The sequence below is a fragment of the Microbispora triticiradicis genome, assembly GCF_005864065.1.
In the GTDB taxonomy this organism is placed as follows: domain Bacteria; phylum Actinomycetota; class Actinomycetes; order Streptosporangiales; family Streptosporangiaceae; genus Microbispora; species Microbispora triticiradicis.
Genome location: NZ_VANP01000004.1, coordinates 228,317 through 251,822, shown reverse-complemented (window position 1 = coordinate 251,822; position 23,506 = coordinate 228,317). Strand labels below are relative to the sequence as shown.

Here is a 23,506-nt window from a genome sequence, read left to right as displayed (position 1 = left end):
GGACCGTAGACAGCCGATTCTCAGAATCCTATGAGAATTCGCCCGTAGCTTCCGGCTCATGGCGCATGACTACCTGATCATCGGGGCCGGACCGGCCGGGCTGCAGCTGGCCGCACTGCTCGAACACGGCGGTCACGACTATGTCGTCCTGGAACGCGGAGCAGGGCCGGGCACCTTCTTCACCCGGTTCCCGCGGCACCGCCAGCTGATCTCCATCAACAAGGTGCACACGGGGTACCAGGACCCGGAGCTGCGGCTGCGGATGGACTGGAACTCGCTGCTGAGCGACGATCCCGAGCTGCTGTTCACCCGCTACAGCGAGGAGTACTTCCCGCAGGCCGACGATCTCGTGCGCTACCTGTCCGACTACGCGGCGGCGACCGGCGTCAAGGTGCACTACGACGTCGACGTCGTCCGGATCGGCCGGGACGACGAGGGGTTCACCGCCACCGATCGCAGCGGACGTTCATGGCGGGGACGGCGGCTGGTCGTGGCCACGGGGGTCTCCCAGCTGCACGTCCCGCCGATCCCGGGCGTCGAGCACGCCGAACGCTACGACACGTTCGAGACCGACCCGGCGTCCTTCGCCGACCAGCGGGTCCTGGTGATCGGCAAGGGCAACTCGGGGTTCGAGACCGCCGACGCGCTCATGGCCAAGGCCGCGGTCATCCACGTCGCCGGGCCGCACTCGGTCAGGATGGCCTGGCAGTCGCACTACGTCGGGCACCTGCGCGCGGTGAACAACAACTTCCTCGACAGCTACCAGCTGAAGTCCCAGAACACGGTCCTCGACGGCACGGTGGAGAGCATCGAACGCCGCGCCGACGGCGGCTACCGGGTGCTGTTCCGCTACGCCCGCACCGTGGAGGCGCTGCGCGAGCTGTTCTACGACCGGGTGGTCGTGTGCACCGGTTTCCGCTTCGACGCCTCGGTGTTCGACGACGGCTGCCGGCCCGCGCTGGTCATCAACGACCGTTTCCCCGAGCAGACGCCGGCGTACGAGTCCGTCAACGTGCCTGATCTGTACTTCGCCGGCACGATCACCCAGCAACGCGACTTCAAGAAGGGCACCAGCGGGTTCATCCACGGTTTCCGGTACGGGGTGCGCGCGCTCTACCGGATCCTGACCACCCGGTACCACGGCGCGACCTGGCCGGCCGAGCGGATCGAGCCCACCCCGGACGCGATCAGCGACGCGATCATCGCCCGGGTCGACCGCTCGTCGGCGCTCTGGCAGCAGTTCGGCGTGCTCGGCGACGTCGTCACCGTGACCGGAGGCACCGCGCTGTACCAGGAGGAGGTCCCGGTGGCGTACGTGGCCGACGGCGGCCTCGGCGGCGCCCGGCACACGTTCGTCGTCACGCTGGAGTACGGCCAGGGCCACGACGCCGTCGACCCGTTCGACATCTCGATCCCGAGGGTCGTCGAGAACGACGCCGTCAACGCCCACGACGCGAGCTACCTGCACCCCGTGGTGCGGCACTACCGGGACGGCGCGCCGGCCGGCGTCCACCACCTCGCGGAGAACCTGGAGAACCAGTGGAACCTGCCGGAGGTGCACCAGCAGCCCCTGGCCGTCTTCGTCAAGGAGTGCCTTGCCGACGCCGGCTGAGCCGTACCCGCGTGCCGTTCTGAACCTCCTGGAGGCGGCCGGGGACCGGCCCGTCTTCGAGCACGGCGCCCGTGCCGTCACCGGCGCACAGATGCTCGGCCTCGTCCGGCGGATCGCGGCCGGGCTGCGCGCCGCGGCCGTCGGGCCGGGGGACGGCCTCGCCATGATGCTCGGCGTCACCCCGGAGGCGTTCGCCGCGACGATCGCCGCCTACGTCGTGGGAGCCCGGGCCGTCGGCGTGCGGCCCGGACTGCCCGACGGCCAGTTGCGCCACGTGCTCCACCAGGACATCACCGCGGTCGTGACCGACGCGGCCACCGGACCGGAGCACGCACCGCGCACGCTGACCGTCTCCGAGCTGCTGGCCGCGTCCGGCGAGGACGGCCCGCTGCGCCTGTCCGGCCGGCCGGAGGACGTCGCCCGGCTCGTCTACACCAGCGGCAGCACCGGCACGCCCAAGGCCTGCGCACAGACCTACGCCGCCATGAACGCCGCGTGGACGGCCCGCCCGGAGGCGTGGCCGCCGGCGATCCGCGAACTGGCCTCCCGGCTGCGGCGCTACCTGGTGTTCGGGTCGCTGGGCAGCCAGGTGATGATGGAGTACGGCGTGCTCACGCTCGCCGCGGGCGGCACCATGGTCGTCGCCGACCCGCCCGCGTTCCCCGACGCGATCACCAGGTACCGGGCGACCGCCAGCGTCATCACCGTGCCTCGCCTGTACAAACTCGTCGCCGCCCAGCGCACCGCCCCGGCCGACCTGAGCAGTCTCCGGGCGCTCATGGTGTCCGGGTCGCCGCTGGACGCGTCCCGGCTCCGCGAGGCACTGGACGTGCTCGGCCCGGTCGTGTTCCAGGGTTACGGGCAGACCGAGACCGGCACGATCTCCATGGCCACGCCGCGGGACGTCCCCCCGTCGGTCGGGTTCCCGCCGGACGTCGTCGACGTCGAGGTCCGGGACGCGGACGGCCGGCCCGTCCCGCCGGGCGTCGACGGCGAGCTGTACGTCCGTACCCCCGCGCAGGCCATCGGCTACTGGGCCGAGCCGGCGGAGACCGCGGAGGTGTTCGTGGACGGGTGGGTGCGCACCCGGGACCTGGGCCACTTCGACGAGGACGGACGACTGTACCTGACCGGGCGGACACGGGACGTCGTCATCGTCAACGCGAACCTCTACTACGCAGGCCCGATCGAGCGGGTCCTGGCCGCCGCCCCCGACATCGCTGAGGCGTACGTGGTCGGCGCCCCGGACGAGGACACCGGCGAGGCGGTGCACGCGTTCGTGGTACCGGTGGCGGACCGGATCCCCGACCTCGGCTCGCTGCGGGCGCTGGTCGGTGAGCGGCTCGGCGAGGCATGCGTTCCGGCGACCATCACCATTCTCGACGAGGTGCCGACGGCGCCGAACGGCAAACCGGACAAGCGCCTTCTGACGACCGCGATACCCCGAGGCCGACCGGCGTCCGGGAGGTTCTCCTGAAAAAGCGGTGGCGCGGGGTCAGGGCTGCGTTTGGGTAGGGGCCTGCCGATGGTGGCGCGCCCCTCGGTGCGGTGATGTGGGTGCGATCAGTTGGTTACGCGCGCGCTCGGGCGCGTCGCAAGGGTGGTGATGAAGGTGGCGATCTCGTCGGGATTCTCTTCGGCCATGAAGTGCCCTGATGCGGTCGGCTGGTAGGTAAGGTCCGGCGCCCAGGCCCGCCACAGCGATGCGGCGTCGAAGCCAAGCTGGGAGCCCCAGTCCTGTGAGATGACGCCCACCGGCATCGCGAGCTGCTCGCCACGCTCACGGTCGGCTCGATCCATCTCCAGATCGATGCTCGCGGTGGCACGGTAGTCAGCCACGATGGAGTCGATCGCGGCGACCGAGCTGTCGATGTAGTAGGCGCGCTCCTCATGGGTGAAAGTCGTGCCGCTGGCGTCCCATGCGTCCAGGAAGGAGCCGAAGAACTCCGGAGCGACCGCGCGGATCATCTTCTCGGGAAGCCCGATGGGCTGAGCCATCAGGTACAGGTGCCAGGCGACCTTGGCGTCTACTCCCTGCAGAACGGCCCACGTGTCGAGGGTGGGCAGGACGTCGAGGATCCCCAGGTAGTCCACGACGGCGGGGTGGTCCAAGCCTGCGCGGACGGCGACCAGTGCACCGCGGTCGTGCCCGACGAGCCCGAAACGGTCCACGCCGAGGGCGGACGCGACCGTTACAATGTCCTGTGCCATCGTGCGCTTGGAGTACGTGGAGGGGTCACTCCCGTCCGGCTTGTCGCTGTCGCCGTATCCGCGCAGGTCAGGGATGATAACCGTGTGGTCGTCGGCGAGTCTCGCCGCGACGTGGCGCCACATGTAGTGGGTCTGCGGGAACCCATGCAGGAGGACCACGGCCGGCCCGCTCCCGCCGACCGCGACGTTGAGGTTGACGCCGTTGGTGCCGGGGATGGCCTGGTAGTCGAAGCCGTTGATCGTCAGGCGGCTGGTCATGCGTTCTCCTTCGCGTCAGGCGCGGCGGTCTCATGGGCGGTGGGGGCCGGGTGGCCGGAGAAGATCCCGGCGGGCAGGGGGGCCCGCCCGGACGATGCCTTCAGGGCTGGGATGACGATGGTGTCGACGAGTGCGGACAGGTACTCCTCGTCGACTGCGAGGTCGTTGACCCGTCGCAGCAGGAGGGCGGCACCGACCACCTCCTCGAATGCGAAAGGGTCCGCGCCGTCGGGCAGCTCGCCGCGCGCGATCGCGGCGTCGATGACCTGTCGCGGCAACCGGGCTCCTGTCGGGCCGATGGCGTTCTCGATGGCCTCGCACAGGTCCGGGTCCTCCAGGCCCGCCTGCAAGAGCAGCATCGCGGTCTGACTGTCCGCGGCGCGCATGGTCTGGTCCAGGCGCCGACACAGGCTCAACACATCCCCGCGCAGGCTGCCCGTGGCGATCGGCTCGCCGGCCCCGCGCCGTGCGGGCCCAGCCTTGACCGCAGCGATCACCATCTCCCGCTTGGACCCCCACCGTCGATACAGGCTCGCCTTGGATGTCTGGCACCGCCGGGCGACCTCCTCGAAGGACACCCCCTCGTAACCGGACTCCGCCAGCACCTCCAGCACGACAGCAGTGATCCGCTGATCCAGAGCCGCATCACGGGGACGGCCGCGCGCCGCCCCGTCAACACTATTTCGATACGTCACGGACCGTATCGTAATACATAGGGCTGAACCCCATCAACCAACGTCTCCGGTCAGTACAGCCAGGCCGGCCGCGTCGTCGCCGGTCGCGGTCCTCCCCCGTGAGGGCTGTGACCGGACGTGGCCACCCCATGCGGCGGCGGGCGCTCACCCGGCTCGGTCATCGGAAATTTCTGCAGTGCTACCGGTATCCCGGTATGCGGCAGCCTGAAGTCCCTCACCGGGACACCAGGCTGCCCGATACCATGCGCCGGTGCGCCGCGGTCACGCGCCGACGTAGTCGGCGAGGTGCTCGCCGGTGAGGGTGGAGCGGGCGGCCACGAGGTCGGCGGGGACGCCCTCGAAGACGATCCGGCCGCCGTCGTGACCGGCGCCGGGCCCGAGGTCGATGATCCAGTCGGCGTGCGCCATGACCGCCGGGTGGTGCTCGATGACGACGACCGACTTGCCGGAGTCGACGAGCCGGTCGAGCAGGCCCAGCAGCTGCTCGACGTCGGCGAGGTGGAGGCCGGTGGTGGGCTCGTCGAGGACGTAGACGCCGCCGTCGTCGGCCATGTGGGTGGCCAGCTTGAGCCGCTGCCGCTCGCCGCCCGACAGGGTGGTGAGCGGCTGGCCGAGGCTGAGGTAGCCGAGCCCGACGTCGGCGAGCCGGCGGAGGATGCGGTGGGCGGCCGGGGTGCGGGCCGGACCGGCGCCGAAGAACTCCTCGGCCTCGGTCACCGGCATCGCGAGCACCTCGCTGATGTCCTTGCCGCCGAGGGTGTAGCCGAGCACCGCGGCCTGGAAGCGCTTGCCCTCGCACTCCTCGCAGGTGGTCGCGACACCGGCCATCATCGCGAGGTCGACGTAGATGACGCCGGCGCCGTTGCAGGCCGGGCAGGCGCCCTCGGAGTTGGCGCTGAACAGCGCCGGCTTCACGCCGTTTGCCTTCGCGAACGCCTTACGGATCGGGTCGAGCAGCCCGGTGTACGTCGCGGGGTTGCTGCGCCGCGAGCCGCGGATCGCGCCCTGGTCGACCGACACCACGCCCGCGCCGGCGGGGATCGACCCGCGGACGAGGGAGCTCTTGCCGGAGCCGGCGACGCCGGTGACGACGACGAGCACCCCGAGCGGGATGTCGACGTCGACGTCGCGCAGGTTGTGGGTGCTAGCGCCGCGGATCTCCAGGCTGCCGGAGGGCGTCCGCACGGTCTCCTTGAGCCGGGTCCGGTCGTCGAGATGGCGGCCGGTAACGGTGCCGGCGCTCCGCAGCCCCTTGACGTCGCCCTCGTAGCAGACGGTGCCGCCCGCCGTTCCCGCGCCGGGGCCGAGGTCGACGACGTGGTCGGCGATCGCGATGGTCTGCGGCTTGTGCTCCACGACGAGCACCGTGTTCCCCTTGTCGCGCAGCCGCAGGAGCAGGTCGTTCATGCGCTGGATGTCGTGGGGGTGCAGGCCGGTGGTGGGCTCGTCGAAGACGTAGGTGACGTCGGTGAGCGAGGAACCGAGATGACGGATCATCTTGACGCGCTGGGCCTCGCCGCCCGACAGCGTGCCCGAGGGCCGGTCGAGCGAGAGATAACCCAGGCCGATCTCCGTGAACGAGTCGAGGGTCTGCTGCAGCGTGGCCAGAAGCGGCGCGACCGACGGCTCGTCCAGGCCGCGCACCCACTCGGCCAGGTCGCTGATCTGCATCGCGCAGGCGTCGGCGATGCTGACATCGCCGATCTTCGACGACCGGGCGGCCTCGCTGAGCCGCGTGCCGCCGCAGTCGGGGCAGGTGGTGAACGTCACCGCCCGCTCCACGAACGCCCGGACGTGCGGCTGCAGCGCCTCCTTGTCCTTGGACAGCATCGACTTCTGGATGCGCGGGATCAGGCCCTCGTAGGTGAGGTTGATGTTGTCGACCTTGATCTTGGTCGGCTCCTTGTGGAGCAGATCGTTCAGTTCGGTCTTGGTGAAGTCGCGGATCGGCTTGTCGGGGTCGAAGAAGCCGGAGCCGCTGAAGATGCGGCCGTACCAGCCGTCGACGCTGTAGCCGGGGATCGTGAGCGCGCCCTCGTTCAGTGACTTGGAGTCGTCGTACAGCTGGGACAGGTCGATGTCGGAGACCCGGCCCATGCCCTCGCAGCGGGGGCACATGCCGCCGGTGACGTTGAAGCTGCGGCGCTCCTTCACGGTCTGCCCGGCCCGCTCCATGGTGACCGCGCCCGCTCCGCTGATCGAGGCGACGTTGAAGGAGAACGCCTGGGGCGAGCCGATGTACGGCTTGCCGAGCCGGCTGAACAGGATGCGCAGCATCGCGTTGGCGTCGGTGACGGTGCCGACCGTGGAGCGGGGGTTGGCGCCCATCCGCTGCTGGTCCACGATGATCGCGGTGGTCAGGCCGTCGAGCACGTCCACCTCGGGCCGTGCCAGCGCCGGCATGAAGCCCTGCACGAACGCGCTGTAGGTCTCGTTGATCAGGCGCTGCGACTCCGCGGCGATCGTGCCGAACACCAGCGAGCTCTTGCCCGAGCCGGAGACGCCGGTGAAGACGGTCAGCCGGCGCTTGGGGATCTCGACGCTGACGTCCTTGAGGTTGTTCTCCCGCGCACCGTGCACGCGGATCAGATCATGGCTGTCGGCCGCGTGCGGCGGGGTGTCCTGGCTCGGGGGCAAGCTCATCGTGTCTCTGTCTCCATGTGCGTACGCGGGGCCGTACCGGCGAACTGCGGTCGCGGCAACGGTCCCCCTGTCTACCCGATCGGCGGCTCCGGCGCGGCGGCGTGGCCCGGGCCGGGCCGGCCGCGCGTCAGCCGACCTGGTTGATGCGGATCAGGTTGCCCGAAGGGTCGCGGAAGGCGCAGTCGCGCACCCCGTACGGCTGGTCGGTCGGTTCCTGGACGACCTCGGCGTCGCCGGCCTGCAGCCTGTCGAAGGTGCCGTCGAGGTCGTCGGTGGCCAGGGTGAGTATCCCGTAGGTGCCCTTCGCCATCATCTCGGCGATGACGCGGCGTTCCTCCTCGGTGATGCCGGGGTCGGCGGCCGGTGGGTGGAGGACGATGGACGTGCCGGGCTGCCCGGCGGGGCCGACCGTGATCCAGCGCATGCCGCCGTACCCGACGTCGTTCCGGACCTCGAAGCCGAGGGTGTCGCGGTAGAAGACGAGCGAGGCCTCGGGGTCGTCGTGCGGGAGGAAGGTCGCGTGAATGGTGAGGTTCATACAGGTCAGGCTAGTTTCGGCGCGGTGGTCCGCGCTTCTCGATTCCTGACCGGCCGGGTCACCTGTTTCGCGACGCACGACGGCATCCCCGCCGTCGCGCCCGCCGCGGCGCGGCGGTAGGCGCTCGGCGGCATGCCGACCAGTTCGGTGAAGCGGGTGCTGAAGGTGCCCAGCGACGAGCAGCCGACCGCGAAGCAGACCTCGGTGACGCCGAGGTCGCCGCGGCGCAGCAACGCCATGGCCCGCTCGATACGGCGGGTCATCAGATAGCCGTACGGCGACTCTCCGTAGGCGAGCCGGAACTGGCGGCTCAGGTGCCCGGCGGACATGTTCACGCCACGGGCGAGCGCCTCGACGTCGAGCGGCTGGGCGTACTCCCGGTCGATCCGGTCCCGGACGCGGCGCAGCCGCGCGAGGTCGGCGCGGCGCTGTGCGGAGACGGGTGTGCTGGTCACAGGGGCATCGTACGCCGCGACGCCCTCTCGGCGGCCCATGCCCCCGGCCGCCGGGACGGCTTGACTCCGGGACGCGGCGACGCGGACGATACATCAAACACGTTTGATGTAAACGACCCCAAGGGGGTGCGGTGGCCTCCCAGCCACGAACCGGGCCGTACGGGCAGGACCACGGCGGCCTCGCGCGCCGGCTGGGCACGGCGGACGCGGTGGTCATCGGGCTGGGGTCGATGATCGGGGCGGGCGTGTTCGCCGCGTTCGGTCCCGCCGCGCGGGCCGCGGGCACGGGCCTGCTGATCGGGCTGGTGATCGCCGCGGTGATCGCGTACTGCAACGCGGTCGCCTCCGCCCAACTGGCCGCGATCCACCCGGTCTCCGGCGGCACCTACGTCTACGGCCGCGAACGCCTCGGCCACTGGTGGGGGTTCACGGCCGGGTGGGGCTTCGTCGTCGGCAAGACGGCGTCGTGCGCCGCCATGGCGCTCACCTTCGCCTCCTACGCGGTGCCCGGCCCCTGGTGGGCGCAGCGGGCCGTCGCCGTCGCGGCCGTGCTGGGGCTGGCCGCGCTGAACTACCACGGCGTCACCAGGACCGTCCTGCTCACCCGGGTGCTCGTCACCGCCACCCTGACCGCCCTGGCCGTCGTGCTGACGGGGATCGTCCTGAGTGGCGGCGCCGCGCCGGACAGCCTGGGCGACTGGCGGGGCACCGGCGGTGCGTACGGCGTCCTCCAGGCCGCGGGGCTGCTGTTCTTCGCCTTCGCCGGATACGCCCGCGTGGCCACCATGGGCGAGGAGGTCCGCGACCCGGGCCGCACCATTCCCCGCGCGATCCCGATCGCCCTGTTCGTCACCGTGGCCGTCTACCTGGTGGTCGGGGTCGCGGCGCTGCTGGCCGCCGGGCCGTCCCGGCTCGCCGCCTCGTCCGCGCCGCTGACCACCGCGGTCGAGGCGGCGGGCGCCGGCGGCCTGGCCCCGGTGGTGCGGGCGGGCGCGACGCCGGCGGCGCTGGGCGCGCTGCTCGCCCTGATGGCCGGGATCGGCCGCACCGGCCTGGCCATGGCCCGCCACCGCGACCTGCCGGGCTGGCTGGCGGCCGTCCACCCCCGCTACCGGGTGCCGCACCACGCCGAGATCGCCCTGGCCGCCGTCGTCTGCGTCCTGGTCGCCACCGCCGACCTGCGCGGGGTCATCGGCTTCTCCTCCTTCGGCGTCCTCGTCTACTATGCCGTCGCGAACGCCTCGGCGTTCACCCAGCCCGCGTCCGAGCGCCGCTGGCCGCGCGCGCTCAACCTGCTCGGCGTCGCCGGCTGCCTGACCCTGGTCGCCACCCTGCCCTGGCCGTCCGTGCTCGCCGGGCTGGTCATGTTCGCCGCCGGTCTGGCCGGCCGATGGCTGGCCCTGCGCCGCCGCGCCCGAAGGGCGGGCCCGTGAGGGCCCTCCTGCGAACGGCCCGGTGTCAGCGGCTTCACCGATCAGAAATCCTCCACCACGTCGTCAGTTCTGGTAACCCCTCGCCACCCGCGGAAGGATTGACGACCATGACCGACGCCAGACCGCCAGGCGACGACAAGGCCGCGTTCATCGCGGCGGCCCGCTCGAACGACGCGGCACAGTTCGCGCTCATCACGGAGCACTACCGGCGTGAGCTGCAGGTGCACTGCTACCGGATGCTCGCGCACTACGAGGACGCCCAGGACATGACGCAGGAGACGTTCCTGCGGGTGTGGAACAAGCGGGAGTCGTTCAAGGGCGACGCCGCGCTGCGGACCTGGCTGCACCGGATCGCGACGAACGCCTGCCTCGACTTCCTGGAGAAGCGCGACGACCGTACACCCGTGCCTGCCGAGCTGCCGGGCGCGGGCTCCGAAGTGCGCTACCTGCAGCCCTACCCGGACCGAATGCTCCCGGAGGACCCGCAGGAATCGGTGGTGGTGCGGGAGACGATCGAGCTGGCGTTCATCGTCGCCGTCCAGCACCTGCCGCCACGGCAGCGGGCGGTGTTCATCCTGCGCGACGTCCTCGGCTGGCCGGCGTCGAAGACCGCCGGCGCCCTCGAACTGACCGTCGCATCGGTGACCAGCGCGCTGCAGCGGGCGCGCGTGACGATGCGCGAGCAGCTGCCCGACCGCCGCCTCGACTGGCGGCGCCCTGCCGCGCACGAGCTGTCGGATGACGAGCGCGGCGTGGTGAAGTCGTACATCGAGGCCCATGAGCGCAACGACCTCGACGGGCTGACGGCCCTGCTGCGCGACGACCTGCGCTTCACGATGCTGCCCGACCCGGGCACCGTGACCGTCACGGCCAAGGAGGCGGTGGACGGCTGGGTCTCCAACGGGCTCTTCCAGCGCGGCTACGACGACTGGCGCTGCACCGCCACCACGGTCAACCGCATGCCTGCCGCCGCGCTGTACCTCCGCACCCCCGGCGACCCGGAACACCGTCTGTTCACCATCGCGGTCCTGCACATCGTCGACGGCAGGATCGCCGAACTCACCGGATTCGACGCCACCGACAAACCATGGCTGGGCCTGCCCGCGACGCTGTGATCAGACACGTCACCATCGTCGACGAGTCCGGCGCACGGGCCGCCGTCACCGAAGTCACCGGGGGATGAGCACCCCGACCAGCTGAACACCGACGTGGCAACGCGAACACCACCGCCCCGCCGGCGTCGCCGGCGGGGCGTCTTCATGCCCCGGGGGACATCGTCACGATCAACGAGGCGGTGAGCACGCCAGGAAGGATCTCGACCTGGCCCTGCGAGCCGAGCGTCTGGCCCGTGCTCATCGCCTCGTCTCGTATCGGGTCAGCACCACGCCGCCGGGGAATGTCCGCGTCTCGACCAGATTCAGGTTCACCCAGCTGTCCAGCGCGGTGAAGAACGGCGTGCCGCCGCCCACCAGGACCGGTACGGTGACCAGCGCGTACTCGTCGATCAGCCCGGCCCGCATGGCCGCCCCGGCGAGCGTCGCGCCGCCGATGTCCATCGGGCCGCCGTCCTCGGCCCTGAGCCGGGCGATCTCGGCGACCGCGTCGCCGGTGACCAGGCGGGTGTTCCAGTCGACCTTGTCGATCGTCGATGAGAACACCACCTTCGGCATGTCCCGCCAGAGCCGCGCGAACTCGATCTCCGCCGGGGTGGCGTCGGGCTGCTGGTCGCCGGTCGGCCAGTGGGAACTCATCGTCTCCCACAGCTTGCGCCCGTACAGCGACAGATCGCTCGCCCGCATCTGCTCGTACCACCACTGGAACAGCTCGTCGCTCGGCGACGAGTCCGGTCCCTCCCCTCCACCCCAGCCGATGTCGTCGCCGGTCGCGGCGATGTAGCCGTCCAGGGTCACGTTCATGCCGAAGATCAGTTTCCGCATCGTGCCAGCCTCCCGTGAGTCGATCTCACACCTACAGACGGGCCCGGCCCGGAAAACTCATCGGTGCGGGATCCGCGTCCGCAGGTGGTCCTCGCCTTCTGGACTCAGCACGCGTACTCGGCGGGTTCGAGCAGCACCGACCGGATACACCGCCGCGTGTAGCCGTCGTGTACCCCGCCGGCCGGGGCCGTTCCTAGCGTGGTGACGACCCGCCCGCCCGACCGGGGATGAGGACGCCCTGACGGCCGGGGCGGCGGCCGTCCTGCTGCCGGCGATGGGCGAGGTCGCCCATCTCTTCACGAACAGGCCCTCACGGAGGTAGTCCCCATGCCGTTCCTCAGCGCGCTCGTCCTCGGCGTCGGCGTCCTGTGCCTGATCGACCTGGTGCTGACGGTCGGGGTGATCCGCAGGCTGCGTACGCACGAGGAGATGCTCGCGGCGCGGCCGGGGGTGTCCCCGCCGATCGTGCTCCCGCCTGGAGCGACGATCGGCGCCTTCTCCGCCGTGAGCACCGACGGCGTGCTCGTCTCCGCCGAGACGCTGACCGAGCCGGCCCTCGTCGGCGTCTTCTCACCCGACTGCCCCGCCTGCGGGGACCGCCTGCCGCAGTTCGCCGAACGCGCGCGGTCCTTCCCCGGAGGGCGCGGCAGCGTGCTGGCCGTGCTCGTCGGGACGGAGGAGGAGGTGGCGGCCCAGCGGCGGGCGCTGGAGCCCGTCGCCCTGGTGCTGGTCGAGGAGTACGGCACCGGCGTGACGAAGGCGCTGCGGGTCCAGGGCTTCCCGTCGCTCGCCCTGCTCGACGAGCACGGCAGGGTTCTCGCCAGCGGGAGCACGCTGGCCGACCTCGACGTGCTTCCCGCATCCGCGTGACGGCGCCGGCGCGGGCGGTGGTCGCCGCCGCCGGCCTGGCCTGGCGGGCGAGCAGGGGCCTGACCCTTGCCTTCGCCGCCCTCACCGCGGTCATGGCCGCCCTGCCGGTGACGATCGCCTGGTGCACCAAGCTGGTCCTCAACGAGATCGGCGGCGGCCACCCCCGGCCCGGGGTGACGGCGGCGCTGGGCGCCGCGCTCGCCGGGTGCGGGCTGCTGGCCGCGCTCGGGCCGCAGGTCGTCCAGTACGTCAGGGACGAGAGCGGGCGCAGGGTCGGCCTCGTCGCCCAGGACCGCCTCTTCCAGGCCGTCGAGCGGTTCACCGGCCTGGCCAGGTTCGAGGACCCCGCCTTCCTCGACCGGATCCGGATGGCCCAGCAGTACGGCGGGGCGACCCCCGGCATGCTGGTCTCCGCCGCGCTGGGCGCGGCCAGGACGGTCCTGACCGGCGCCGCCTTCCTCGTCTCCCTCGTGACGATCAACCCGTGGACGGCGGTTCTCGTGATCGCGGCGGCCGCGCCGTCCCTGGCCGCGGAGCTGTGGCTGTCGCGACGGCGCGCCGCCATGCTGTGGGGCATCGGCCCGGCCGAGCGCCGCGAGTTCTTCTTCGGACAGCTCCTCGTCGACGTCCGGGCCGCCAAGGAGCTCAGGCTCTTCGGCGTCGGGGGGCACCTGCGCGGGCTGCTGCACGCCCAGCGGCGGGCCGCGAACGCCGAGCGGAGCCGTACCGACCGGCGGGAGCTGCGCGTCCAGGCCGCCACCGGGACCATCGCCGCGCTGGCGGCCGGAGGCGGCCTGCTGTGGGTTCTGCTCGACGCGGTGAACGGCACGGGCGGGGCCGGCGACGTGGCGCTTTTCGTCGCCGCCGTCGCCGGGGTGCAGGCGGCGGTCGGCGGCCTCGTCCTCGAACTGGTCTCGGCGCATCAGCAGGTGCTGCTGTTCGGCCACTATCTCGCCGTCCTCGACGCCGGGCCGGACCTCCCGGTCCCGGACCATCCCCGGCGGGCGGGGCCGCCGCGCCGCGGGATCGAACTGCGCGACGTGTGGTTCCGCTACTCGCCCGGCCACCCCTGGGCCCTGCGCGGCGTCAGCCTGACCATCCCGTACGGCGCCTCGGTGGCGCTCGTCGGCAGGAACGGCGCGGGCAAGAGCACGATGGTCAAGCTCCTGTGCCGGATGTACGACCCCGAACGCGGCGCTGTCCTGTGGGACGGCGTGGACCTCAGGGAGATCGACCCGGCGGAGCTGCGCGCCCGCATCGGGGCGGTGTTCCAGGACTACATGGAGTACGACATGACCGCGGCCGAGAACATCGGCCTGGGCGATCTCGCCGCGATGGGTGACCGGGGAAGGATCGAGGCGGCGGCGCGGCGGGCGGGCGCGCACGGCACCGTGAGCGGCCTGCCCCGGGGGTACGACACCATACTGTCGCGCATCTTCGCCGATCCCGCCGATCCAGCCGATCCAGCCGGCTCCGCCGAGGACGGCGGGGCGGTGGGCGTCCACCTGTCGGGCGGGCAGTGGCAGCGGCTCGCCCTGGCCCGCGCCTACCTGCGGGGTGAGCGGGATCTGCTGATCCTGGACGAGCCCAGCTCGGGGCTCGACGCGGAGGCGGAGCACGAGATCCACCAGGGACTGCGGGAGCACCGCCGGGGCCGCACCAGCGTGCTGATCAGCCATCGGCTCGGCGCCGTACGCGACGCGGACCGCATCGTGGTCCTCGACGGCGGTCAGGTCGCCGAGCGGGGCACACACGCCACGCTGCTGGCGCACGGCGGGATCTACGCCCAGCTGTTCGCCCTGCAGGCGGAGGGATACCGGCAGCGGGACGACCCGGACGCCGACACCCCGGGCCGGCGGCTCTCGGAGGCGAGATGACACCGGTCCCGCTCGTCCTGTCCGCGGCGGCGTTCGCGGCCGTGCTCGCAGCCGGGGCGGTGCTGGCGCTCAGACGGACCCTGCGCGTCGTCGAGGTCCACGGGGAGAGCATGCGGCCCGGCCTGCGGCCCGGCGACCGGGTCCTCGTACGGAACCTGCGGCCCGGCCGGGCCGGCCCGCGCGTCCGGCGGGGGGACGTGGTCGTCATCGCCCGCGTGGGCCCGGGGAAGGGCGTCACGCTCGACGGCGGCACGAATTCGGTGATCAAACGGGCCGCAGCCGTGGCGGGGGACCCGATCCCTCCGGGGTTGGAGGCCCTGCGCGAGACACCGGGAGAGGCGTGTGTGCCGCCGGGGCGGCTGCTCGTCCTCGGCGACAACCCGGCGCGGAGCACCGACTCCCGGCAGTGGGGCCTCCTCCCCGAGAGCAGGATCACGGGTGTCGTGCTCCGGCGGCTGAACGCGTGAGTCGCGTGCCGGTCGTACAAGCGCGCGTGTATCGGAGTGGTATCTCGGTGATCGAGGCCGCTCCTAACGTCGGTGGACAAGAGGTCCTTTCGCAAGGAGGAGACGAGATGACGCGGACGATTCAGCGGCTGGCCGACCGGATGGTCGCCCGGCTGGTCCCGGCCACCCGCGCCGAGGCGATCAACTGCTGGTACGAGTACTCGGGGACCTGCGTCCGCAGGTACTGCTGCACCGGATCGGAGATTCCCGGCGGCCGTTCCTGCACCCCCTGGCAGTACACCTGCTGACCGAACGCATCTGACCGAGCGCATCCGGACGACCACGGTGGAGCGCCCCTCGAATGCGGGGGCGGGGGCGCCCCGCCGCCGTTGTCACGTGGTCGGGGCGATCTCCCTGGCGTACAGGCGGGTGAGGCCGTTCATCCGGTAGTGGCCGGGGGCCAGCGGCTCCATCAGGCGGAGATCGGCCAGCCTGCCGAGCGCCGCCGACGCCGTACGCCGATCGCTCCCGAGGAGCCCGGCCGCGGCCGCCGGCCCGCAGTCGGCCAGGCCGCGCTCGCCGAGGCGGTGGAACAGGGCCAGCGCTCCGTCGCCGGCCGTCCCCCCGGACCGCCGCAGGGCCTGGTAGTCGAGGTCGATGGCGGCCCGCACGGAAAGGTCGCCGCAGGTCAGCAGGTCGAGCCGGTGCTCCTCGCCCGCCAGCATGTCGGCGAACGCCTCCGGTGTCCACTCCCTCCTGGCGGCGAGGCGCTTGCCCGCGATCTCCAGCGCGAGCGGCAGGTTGTCGCAGAGCCGGGCCACCCTTCCCGCCTGCGCGCGGTCGACCCGGTCCCGCCCGCACAGCCGGGTCAGCAGGTCGTACGCCGCGTCGTCGGCCAGGGGGGCGAGCGGCAGGTGCTCGACGTCGTCGAGCGCCGCGAGCATCCTCCTGCTGGTGACGACGAACCGGCAGTCCGGGCAGCCGGCGAGCAGGGGGCGCACCTGCTCCTCTCCGGTCACGTTGTCGAGGAGGACCAGTGCGCGCCTCGCGGCGGTGGCGGTCCTGAGCTGGTGCAGCGCGTCATCGAGGTCCGCGGCGATCTCGTCGTCGGCCAGGCCCAGCCGTCCCAGCAGCCGCGCCAGCGTCTCGTAAGGGCCGGGCCGGGGGAGGGAGCGCAGATCGACGTGGTGCACGCCGCCCGGGAAGCCGGGCGCCGCCGTGCGGACGGCGTGCCGGGCCAGGGCCGACTTGCCGACCCCCGCCGGGCCGTGTACGGCGACGGGCCGCGGAGGGCCTGCGCCGATCGCGGCCACGACCTCCTTGAGCTCCCGCTCCCGGCCCACCAGGCGTCCCGGCGCCGGGACCGTCGCCGTGATCGCCGCCGTGACCGCCGCCGTGGCGGGTGCCTGCGGATCGGCGCGGAGCGCGGGGTCGCGGTTGAGTATGCCCCGGTGCAGCCCGGCCAGTTCGGGACCGGGCTCGACGCCCAGTTCCTCCGCCAGGAACGCCCGGGCCTGCCCGTAGGCGGCGAGCGCGGCGGCGGCGTCGCCGGTGCGGTACAACGCGAGCATGAGGGCGCCCCACAGCCGTTCCCTGGTGGGATGGGCGGCCACTGTCTCCCGCAGCTCCGCCACCGCGTCGGCGTGCTCGCCCAGCATGAGGCGGGCTTCGGCCAGCGCCTCCAGGGCGAGGCAGCGCTGCTCGGTGAGGGCGTCCAGGCGCGGGCCGAGCGCCGCCGAACGGGGCACGTCCTCGGCGGGGGCGCCCCGCCACCGCGTGAGGGCCGTGGACAGCTGCCGCAGCGCCGCGTCCGGCCGGCCCGCGGACAGCGACCGCCTGCCCTGCCGCAGGGCGTCGGCGAACTCGGTCACGTCCAGCTCGCCGTCCCGCACGGCGAGGACGTAGCCGGGCTGGCGCGCCGTCAACCGGTCGCCGTCGCCGATCGTGCCGCGCAGGCGGTTGACGTACGTGCGGACGTTGGCGACCGCGAAGCGGGGCGGCTCGGCGTCCCACACGGCCGTGACGAGCCGGTCGATCGACACGACCCGGTTGGGTTCCAGCAGCAGCGCGGTCAGCAGGGCCCGCTGTTTGGGCGTGCCGAGCGGGACCGGCCTGCCGTTTCGGTGCAGCTCAACCGGGCCGAGCAACCCGAAGCGGAGGTTCACCCCGCCCTCCCGCGGCCGGATGGGGTGCACGTGCGGGTCGAACGGCGTGCTCGGTGCACGAGGAGACCTCCCGTGGCGTTTCGCGAGGAATGGGTGAGGAGAACCTCAACAAGATCACCGCCCTGGCCTGCCGCTCACAAGGGCCGCGGGTGTACGGAACAGTTCCGGACAACGATCCGGACAGCACGCTCGGGCGGCGCCGGGCGCGGTGGATCACCCATTGACTCGGACCGTTCCAAGGGCCAGCATCGGGGGCGTCGCCGCCGCCGTCGTCCGCCCGTCCCCGCGTACGGGGATCACCAGGAGGAAATCATGTCGATCATGTCGAGCGAGTCTTCGGCAGATGCGGCGTTACCCAAGAGCTGGAAGGCGTTCGTCGCGCTGCCCGACGACACCACGGCCAGGGCGGTCGCCCAGGAGCTGGAGAAGGACCCCAGCCCGGACAACGCGCTCGCGTCCGTGAGGCTCATCGCCGAGACGCTGGCCCAGCGTTCGGCGCAGGAGCGCAGCACGATGTCCGAGTTCATCGTCAGGCGGCTCACCGGCGACCTCGCCCGGGGCTTCCTGAAGGCGACCGCCGCGGTCCGGCTCGCCCACCCGGCGCTGGAGAAGCCGAAGGAGAAGCCCACGCCGCAGCACGCCGACGTGCGCCACAGCCTCGACCTCCTGAAGCCGGAGACACCCAAGACCCTCACCGAGAAACTCGCCGAGAAGACCTCGAAGACCCCCGAGGAGATCTCGAAGACCCTCCACCTGGAGATGCTCGACGCGCTCGACCTGGCCGCGGGGGGCAAGGGCAAGGACAAGGTCACCGTCGACCTGGTCGAGCTCGCCCAGCGTGTCGAGGACGAGAGCGACGCCTCGTCGATGGGACACCTCCGGGCGGTGGCGAGGCTCGTCGACTCCATCAGCGGCAAGGCGGCGTACTCGAAGGAGCGCCGTGGCGAGCTCGAAGACATCACGAAGGGGACGACGCAGCAGCACCTCGTCGAGCAGATCGGGTTCCGCGCGGCGAAGAGCCAGCGCAGCTCGCTCACGGGCCTGTCCACCCAGAACGAGCTCGCGGCCAGCTACTGGCGCACGAACTTCCGCGACACCCTGGACGAGTTCCTGAAGAAGCTGCGGGGAAGCGGGGAGTCGGGCAAGGGCGGCGCCCTCGACGAACTCGTCCAGAAGCTCACGAAGGTCGGGAAGTCGGGCAGTGACGTCCTGGTCAACAGCCCCCGCGTGCTCAACAAGCTGCAGATCGTGCTCGGCCCCGAGGTGCTGGAGAATCTCACGATCACACCGCTCGTCGGAAGGACGGGCGTCAGCGTGCTGAGCGGCACCGGCGCGTACACCAAGATCGAGTGGGACAAGATCCTGTACGAGCTCGGCGCGACGCCGTCGGCCTACCAGCTCTACGAGCTCATGGACACGGGAAAGACCCCGCCCACGTCCAACTTCGAGGTCGACACGCGGGCCGATCTCGTCAGGCTCATCACCTCCAGCCGGTTCTCCCGGCTGCAGGAGATCGCGCGGGGGAAGAGCGAGATCGCGCCGGTTTGCGCGATGGTCGAGCACCTCGTGCTGGGCCTCACCGACGCGCTCGGCCCGAAGCGCTTCGACGCGCTGACCGCCAACGCCCTCGGCTCGCTGAGCCGGCTCATCGACATCGTCGTGGAGAACGAGGCGAACCCCACGGTGGCGATGCGCGCGGCCGACCTGATGATGGACGAGATCGCCATCGTCGTCGCCGTGGCCCAGTACTACACGGGCACCGACTACCGGACGACGATGCGGGACATCCTGCTGGAGCGGGCCAAGGACTTCGCGAAGGCGGCCGGGGACATCCAGATCGACAGCTACCTCATGACGAGCGGCATGGACGCGCTCGCGACCGCGCTGTACATCGCGCTGTCGTGGCGGGACCACGAGGAGGTCTCGCGGTCCACCGAGGCGATCGACTACTACGAGACCGCGTTCCTGCTCGGCAAGCTCAAGAAGGGCGAGAAGGCGACCCCGCACAAGGACGTCCTGGTGGCGGCGCTGAACCCGAGCACGCCCGCCTTCGCGCCGTCGCCGGCCAAGCTCGTGGACGACGTGCGGCGAAGCCTGGAGACGCACAAGAAGGGCGACGCGCCGTTCGCGCTGATCATCGACACCACCATCGAGATCGCGCCCGAGACGGCCGGCAAGACCCAGATCGACATCCTGCTCGACGGCCTGAAGGACGCCGTCGCCGCCGGCAAGCTGGAGATCTTCCTGTGCAAGAGCTTCCAGAAGTACGCCTCGATGGGCACCGGCAAGGTGGCCGCCGGCAATCTCACGATGCTGTCGGCGAAGGGAAACTCCGGGTCCGCGTACGCGCGGGCCGAGGCGCTGCTGCAGGACATCGACCTCGATCTCGTCCGGCACGACGAGGGGCAGCTCGTGGTGCACATGCTCAAACACGGGCACCGCGACGAGCTGGCGCTGGTGCGCAGCGCCGCCAGGAACGCCAAGTTCGTGGACGAGTTCTGCTGGCCGATCGACAGTGGGGACCTCACCCAGGGAACCACGTACGTTGACGGCATCCCCCTGATCCTGCGCACGACTCCCACCGGCGACGTCGACAAGCTGTTCAACAAGCTCCAGATCGACAGGCGCGACAGCTTCTCCTTCCTGCGGACCTCCTACGTCGGCGAGATCCCGAGCGCCGGCGGCGTCGAGGGCAAGTACGTGCGCATCAACACCGGCCACGAGTCGAAGGCGACGATGGTCGAGTACTTCTACGCGTTCGGCCACCTGGCGCGCAGCACGCCCCCCGGCGCGAAGAAGCCGGGCGGCACGAAGGTCGATCTCGGCGCGCTCACGATCGACGTGGTGAAGGAGCATCTGGAGGTGCTGGGCGGTGTCAGGAACGACCAGGACCCCGGCATCGCGGAGTACCGGGACAACATCGTGGCGTCCTACTGCGCCTTCGCCCTGCAGAACGTCCCGGGGAAGGGCGCCGTAATGCCGCTGCTCCTCGAGTTCTTCGTGCGTCCCGTTAGCCGCGTGACGATCGAGACCCAGCGGTATCTCGCCGACGCACTGCTCACCTTCAAGGCGAAGGACCTCGGCACCAACCCCGTCGCCCTCGCGTCGTTGTGCCGCGCGGCGGTGGTCCTGCCCGCCTCGCGGATCAAGTCCCTCACCCCGGTCCTCAGGCTCGACACGATCGGCGAGTCTGAGGAGGCGAAGCAGCTCCGCGCGATCGTGACCCGGAAGAACAAGGTCTGAGCAGGGCCCGAGCAAGGCCTGAGCAGGGCCCTTCCGGCGACCTGAGAGGCCGTCGCGATCCGGGCGCCACGAACAGACCGCAGTGGCGCCCGGACACGAAGCGTCCGCACCGGAGACCGGCTGCCCAGGTCGTGTCCGGCCTGCGATCGCTGATCATCTAAGAACCAGTCACGCCTTCCTCCCGGAGAGATCCGGGGATCGTGAACCTTCTTGGCTTCTCGCCCGACTGTGCAAGATGACGGGAGGACGAGATGACCGATGAGCTGCTGGTTACTCGCGCTCAGCTGGGCGAGCGCGCGGCGCTGGCCCAGCTGGTGGCTCGATGGCGGATGCCGGTATGGACGTACGTACGGCGCATGCTGGATGCCGAGCGGGCCGACGACGTGGCGCAGGAGGTCTGGCTGGCCGTGGTCCGCGGCCTGCCCCGCCTCAGGGAGCCGGGCCGGTTCGCGCCGTGGCTGTTCACGATCGCCCGGCGGTCGGTCACCGACCGGCTGCGCGGCGAGTACGCCCTGGTCGAGGAAACGTCCGCATTCGGCGACCTGGTGGGCGAAGCGGGCGCCGAAGACCCGGCTGAGGCCCTGGTGGATCGCGCAGCGCTGGTGAGCGTACTGGCAGATCTGCCGCTGCTGGAGCGGGAGATTCTCGTCCTGTTCTACCTGGAGGACCTGCCGGTGGAGGAATGCGCGGACATCTGCCAGATCCCGGCCGGAACGGTGAAGTCCCGGCTCAGCCGGGCCCGTCGTCTGCTGCGTGGGCACCTGAAGGAGAAGGGATACAGGCCATGACCGAAGAGCCACGCCTGTCGGCGCAGGACATGATCGACCGGCTGTCGCCGGTGCTGTCGCTGAGAACCCGGATCCGGGCGGTGGCGGCACTGCTGGCCGGCGTCACCGGCGCGGTGTTCATGGGCACCTTGTGGTGGACGGAGCCCGGCCCGCTGCCCGGCCGCACACATCTGGCGTTCGCGTTGCTCACCGTGTTCTGCCTGGCCTGGGCCGCCTACGGCGGATGGCTGCTGACACGCCGGATTCCGTTGTTCGCCACCGACCAGGTGATCGCCGCCTGGATCGGCCTGGTCGCCTCGCTGGCCACCACGGCGGTCGTGACCGTTGTGGCCGTGCAGCGCGGCGCCGGCGTGGGACTTCCGTCGGCAGCCGGGGGCGTGTTCGTCGCGGTCGCCCTGGCGCTGGTGGTGCGCGCACAGGCCCGGCGGGCGGCGCTGCTGCGCCGCAAGCACGAGCTGACCGGCAGGGAGGAGCGGTGATGGCCCACAACCCGAAATTCATCCGCCGCCGGCTCGGCACGATAGCCCTCCTCGTGGTGACGGTACTCATCGCCGCGATGTTGCTGGCCGGTGTGATCACGTTGCTGGCCTGACTCGCCGCCGGATCGCGAGTTGCGCCCGCGCCGGTGTAACCACTATAACCAGTTACATGGTATTGAGCTGGAAGCTGGTCGTCGACAGTGTGAACGCGCCCGTGCTCGCGGACTTCTGGGCCGCGGCGCTGGGCTACGAGGTGGAGGATCCCAGCGTGCTCGTCGGGCGGCTGCTGGCCGCCGGCCACCTCCCGGAGGAGGCGGTCGCCGAGCACGACGGCCGCACGATCTTCCGCGGTTACGCCGCGATCCGCCACCCCGACGATCCCTTCGACGCAACCAGCGGCGTCGGCCTCGGGCGGCGCCTGCTCTTCCAGGACGTGCCCGAGGGGAAGACCGGCAAGAACCGCCTGCACATCGACGTGCACGGTGAGCCCGGTGGTCTCGACGCCCTGGTGGCGCGCCTGGAAGGCCTCGGCGCGACCCGCGTCCGCGAGGTGGACAAGGGACCCGCCGGTCACTGGTGGATCATGCTCGACCCGGAGGGCAACGAGTTCTGCGCCACGTAGGCCGCGCCTGCCCGCCGCCTGCTTAGTCGAACAGCGACAGGTCCACGGAGTCGGCCAAGGCCTGGTAGCCCGCGTCGCTGCCGTGCACATGGTCGCCGCAGTGGAAGTCCGCACGGATACGGCCGGGGTGGTCCGGATCACGCCAGACGGCGTCGAAGTCCAGCACGGCGTCGAAGGCGCCGCCGGTCCGGATCCAGTCGTTGACCGTCCGGCGTGCGCTCTCGCCCTCCGGTGTGAAGACCTCCGCGCCCTCGTAGGGCGCGATGGTGGTGGCGTAGACCCGCACGCCGCGTTCGCGCGCCCTGGCGATCAGCCAGCGGTAACCCGCGATGACGTCGTCCGTCGTCACCGGCGCGCCGGGGAACATCTTCAGGAAACCGGCCAGGGGTCCGTCGTCCCGGGGGGCGAAGGAGATGGCGATGTCGTTGGCGCCGACGGAGAGCACCACGTAGCCGAGGCCGGGCGTCGCCAGCACGTCACGGTCGAAGCGGGCCAGTGTGGCGGCGCCGATGCCGTCGTTGAGCATCCGGTTTCCGCTGATGCCCTGGTTGGAGACGTAGCCGGCGGCCACGCCCCCCTCGATGAGCCGCACGGCCAGTAGCTCCGGCCAGCTGTGGTTGGTGTCCGGTGTCGAACCGGCGCCGTCGGTGCGGGAGTCGCCCACCACGACGATGGTCTTGGCCGGGCCGTCAGGGAACAGCTCGACGGCGGAGATCAGCGCCCGCACCGGCAGAACCTCGGCGTTCTCCGGCAGCGTGAGGGCGGCGACGGCGTCGCCCGGGATCGTCCAGCCGGTCTCCAGGGCGGGGTCGTGGCAGGTGCAGGTCTCCACACGCCCCGGCAGATGGAGGCTGATGGACAGCTTGGCCAGGGCGGGCAGGGAGATGTCGACCGGATCGCTGAGGACCGGCGCGCCCGCAGGGACGGTGACGCGCGGCGCGCCGGAGAAGGTCAGCACGCGCTCGCTGCCCGGCCGAACCCCGCCGCCGGGCGCCGCAAGGCCCACCCGCGCCGCGCCGATGTCGAGGGGCGCGGTCCCGAACTCGTTGGTGAAGCGGACGCGCACCCGGCTCCCGCCGCCGCTGATGCGCACCACCTGGCGCAGGGTCACGTCCGCGAGGGGCAGGTGGCCATCCAGCGAGCCGAGCCCGTCGTGTGCCGCCTGGGGCGAGGCGCCCCAGCTCCTGACCCAGCTGCCGGCGTTGGTCGTCTCGGTCATGTGTCGTCTCCGTTG

20 protein-coding genes are annotated in these 23,506 nt (G+C 71.5%); 12 read left to right on the top strand and 8 right to left on the bottom strand.

The features are described 5' to 3' along the window. Nucleotides 1–58: 58 nt before the first annotated feature. Both FED44_RS12515 and FED44_RS12510 read left to right on the top strand, forming a co-directional pair. On the top strand, nucleotides 59–1,612 hold the full coding sequence (locus FED44_RS12515; protein ID WP_138460746.1) for an NAD(P)-binding domain-containing protein: 1,554 nt from the start codon (nucleotides 59–61) through the stop codon (nucleotides 1,610–1,612). Beyond that, nucleotides 1,596–3,089 (top strand): class I adenylate-forming enzyme family protein, encoded by a 1,494-nt coding sequence (locus FED44_RS12510; protein ID WP_208758947.1) that lies wholly within the window; start codon nucleotides 1,596–1,598, stop codon nucleotides 3,087–3,089. Before FED44_RS12515 ends, FED44_RS12510 begins: the two co-directional genes overlap by 17 nt. Before the next feature lie 86 nt (nucleotides 3,090–3,175). On the opposite strand, the gene FED44_RS12505 is transcribed toward FED44_RS12510, so the two are convergent. The 5 genes from FED44_RS12505 to FED44_RS12485 form a co-directional block, all read right to left on the bottom strand. Continuing rightward, nucleotides 3,176–4,081: an alpha/beta fold hydrolase gene (locus tag FED44_RS12505; protein ID WP_138460745.1), complete on the bottom strand. Its 906-nt coding sequence runs from the start codon at nucleotides 4,079–4,081 to the stop codon at nucleotides 3,176–3,178. Further along, nucleotides 4,078–4,776 carry a TetR/AcrR family transcriptional regulator gene (locus FED44_RS12500; protein ID WP_138460744.1) on the bottom strand — a complete coding sequence of 233 codons (699 nt, stop codon included), beginning with the start codon at nucleotides 4,774–4,776 and terminating at the stop codon, nucleotides 4,078–4,080. The genes FED44_RS12505 and FED44_RS12500 overlap by 4 nt, the downstream gene beginning before the upstream one ends. A gap of 261 nt (nucleotides 4,777–5,037) precedes the next feature. Beyond that, complete coding sequence (locus FED44_RS12495) at nucleotides 5,038–7,419, bottom strand: ATP-binding cassette domain-containing protein (protein WP_138460743.1); 2,382 nt, start codon at nucleotides 7,417–7,419, stop codon at nucleotides 5,038–5,040. A 127-nt stretch (nucleotides 7,420–7,546) separates the two neighbouring features. After that, complete coding sequence (locus FED44_RS12490) at nucleotides 7,547–7,957, bottom strand: VOC family protein (RefSeq protein ID WP_187406001.1); 411 nt, start codon at nucleotides 7,955–7,957, stop codon at nucleotides 7,547–7,549. Nucleotides 7,958–7,962: 5 nt separating this feature from the next. Beyond that, complete coding sequence (locus tag FED44_RS12485; RefSeq protein WP_396698402.1) at nucleotides 7,963–8,451, bottom strand: helix-turn-helix transcriptional regulator; 489 nt, start codon at nucleotides 8,449–8,451, stop codon at nucleotides 7,963–7,965. Between the two features lie 92 nt (nucleotides 8,452–8,543). Here FED44_RS12485 and FED44_RS12480 point away from each other — a divergent pair, with 92 nt between their 5' ends. Continuing rightward, nucleotides 8,544–9,845, top strand: a complete 1,302-nt coding sequence (locus FED44_RS12480; RefSeq protein WP_262367221.1) for an APC family permease — start codon at nucleotides 8,544–8,546, stop codon at nucleotides 9,843–9,845. 107 nt (nucleotides 9,846–9,952) lie between these two features. Beyond that, entirely contained in the window at nucleotides 9,953–10,960 is a 1,008-nt protein-coding gene (locus FED44_RS12475) for an RNA polymerase subunit sigma-70 (protein ID WP_138460741.1), read from the top strand. 237 nt (nucleotides 10,961–11,197) lie between these two features. On the opposite strand, the gene FED44_RS12470 is transcribed toward FED44_RS12475, so the two are convergent. Then, nucleotides 11,198–11,782 carry a dihydrofolate reductase family protein gene (locus tag FED44_RS12470; protein ID WP_111699690.1) on the bottom strand — a complete coding sequence of 195 codons (585 nt, stop codon included), beginning with the start codon at nucleotides 11,780–11,782 and terminating at the stop codon, nucleotides 11,198–11,200. Nucleotides 11,783–12,109: 327 nt separating this feature from the next. Here FED44_RS12470 and FED44_RS12465 point away from each other — a divergent pair, with 327 nt between their 5' ends. From FED44_RS12465 to FED44_RS12450, 4 genes are all read left to right on the top strand, one after another. Then, on the top strand, nucleotides 12,110–12,652 hold the full coding sequence (locus FED44_RS12465; RefSeq protein ID WP_138460740.1) for a thioredoxin domain-containing protein: 543 nt from the start codon (nucleotides 12,110–12,112) through the stop codon (nucleotides 12,650–12,652). Further along, nucleotides 12,649–14,529 carry an ABC transporter ATP-binding protein gene (locus tag FED44_RS12460; protein ID WP_244301865.1) on the top strand — a complete coding sequence of 627 codons (1,881 nt, stop codon included), beginning with the start codon at nucleotides 12,649–12,651 and terminating at the stop codon, nucleotides 14,527–14,529. Before FED44_RS12465 ends, FED44_RS12460 begins: the two co-directional genes overlap by 4 nt. Further along, on the top strand, nucleotides 14,526–14,996 hold the full coding sequence (locus FED44_RS12455; RefSeq protein WP_138460739.1) for a S26 family signal peptidase: 471 nt from the start codon (nucleotides 14,526–14,528) through the stop codon (nucleotides 14,994–14,996). Before FED44_RS12460 ends, FED44_RS12455 begins: the two co-directional genes overlap by 4 nt. Nucleotides 14,997–15,103: 107 nt before the next feature. Continuing rightward, on the top strand, nucleotides 15,104–15,283 hold the full coding sequence (locus FED44_RS12450; protein WP_111699684.1) for a hypothetical protein: 180 nt from the start codon (nucleotides 15,104–15,106) through the stop codon (nucleotides 15,281–15,283). Nucleotides 15,284–15,367: 84 nt separating this feature from the next. Here the strand turns inward: FED44_RS12450 and FED44_RS12445 are convergent, their stop codons facing one another. Continuing rightward, on the bottom strand, nucleotides 15,368–17,140 hold the full coding sequence (locus FED44_RS12445) for an AfsR/SARP family transcriptional regulator (protein ID WP_167521457.1): 1,773 nt from the start codon (nucleotides 17,138–17,140) through the stop codon (nucleotides 15,368–15,370). 312 nt (nucleotides 17,141–17,452) lie between these two features. Between FED44_RS12445 and FED44_RS12440 the strand changes: the two genes are divergently transcribed. The 4 genes from FED44_RS12440 (at nucleotide 17,453) to FED44_RS12425 (ending at nucleotide 22,272) form a co-directional block, all read left to right on the top strand. Continuing rightward, nucleotides 17,453–20,383 (top strand): hypothetical protein, encoded by a 2,931-nt coding sequence (locus tag FED44_RS12440; protein ID WP_138460737.1) that lies wholly within the window; start codon nucleotides 17,453–17,455, stop codon nucleotides 20,381–20,383. Nucleotides 20,384–20,634: 251 nt separating this feature from the next. Beyond that, entirely contained in the window at nucleotides 20,635–21,171 is a 537-nt protein-coding gene (locus FED44_RS12435; RefSeq protein ID WP_138460736.1) for an RNA polymerase sigma factor, read from the top strand. Beyond that, nucleotides 21,168–21,650: a hypothetical protein gene (locus tag FED44_RS12430; protein ID WP_138460735.1), complete on the top strand. Its 483-nt coding sequence runs from the start codon at nucleotides 21,168–21,170 to the stop codon at nucleotides 21,648–21,650. Before FED44_RS12435 ends, FED44_RS12430 begins: the two co-directional genes overlap by 4 nt. 169 nt (nucleotides 21,651–21,819) lie before the next feature. Further along, nucleotides 21,820–22,272, top strand: coding sequence for a VOC family protein (locus FED44_RS12425; protein WP_111699679.1), 453 nt, complete (start codon nucleotides 21,820–21,822; stop codon nucleotides 22,270–22,272). A gap of 22 nt (nucleotides 22,273–22,294) precedes the next feature. Here the strand turns inward: FED44_RS12425 and FED44_RS12420 are convergent, their stop codons facing one another. Next, entirely contained in the window at nucleotides 22,295–23,491 is a 1,197-nt protein-coding gene (locus FED44_RS12420) for an SGNH/GDSL hydrolase family protein (RefSeq protein WP_138460734.1), read from the bottom strand. Nucleotides 23,492–23,506 lie beyond the last annotated feature (15 nt).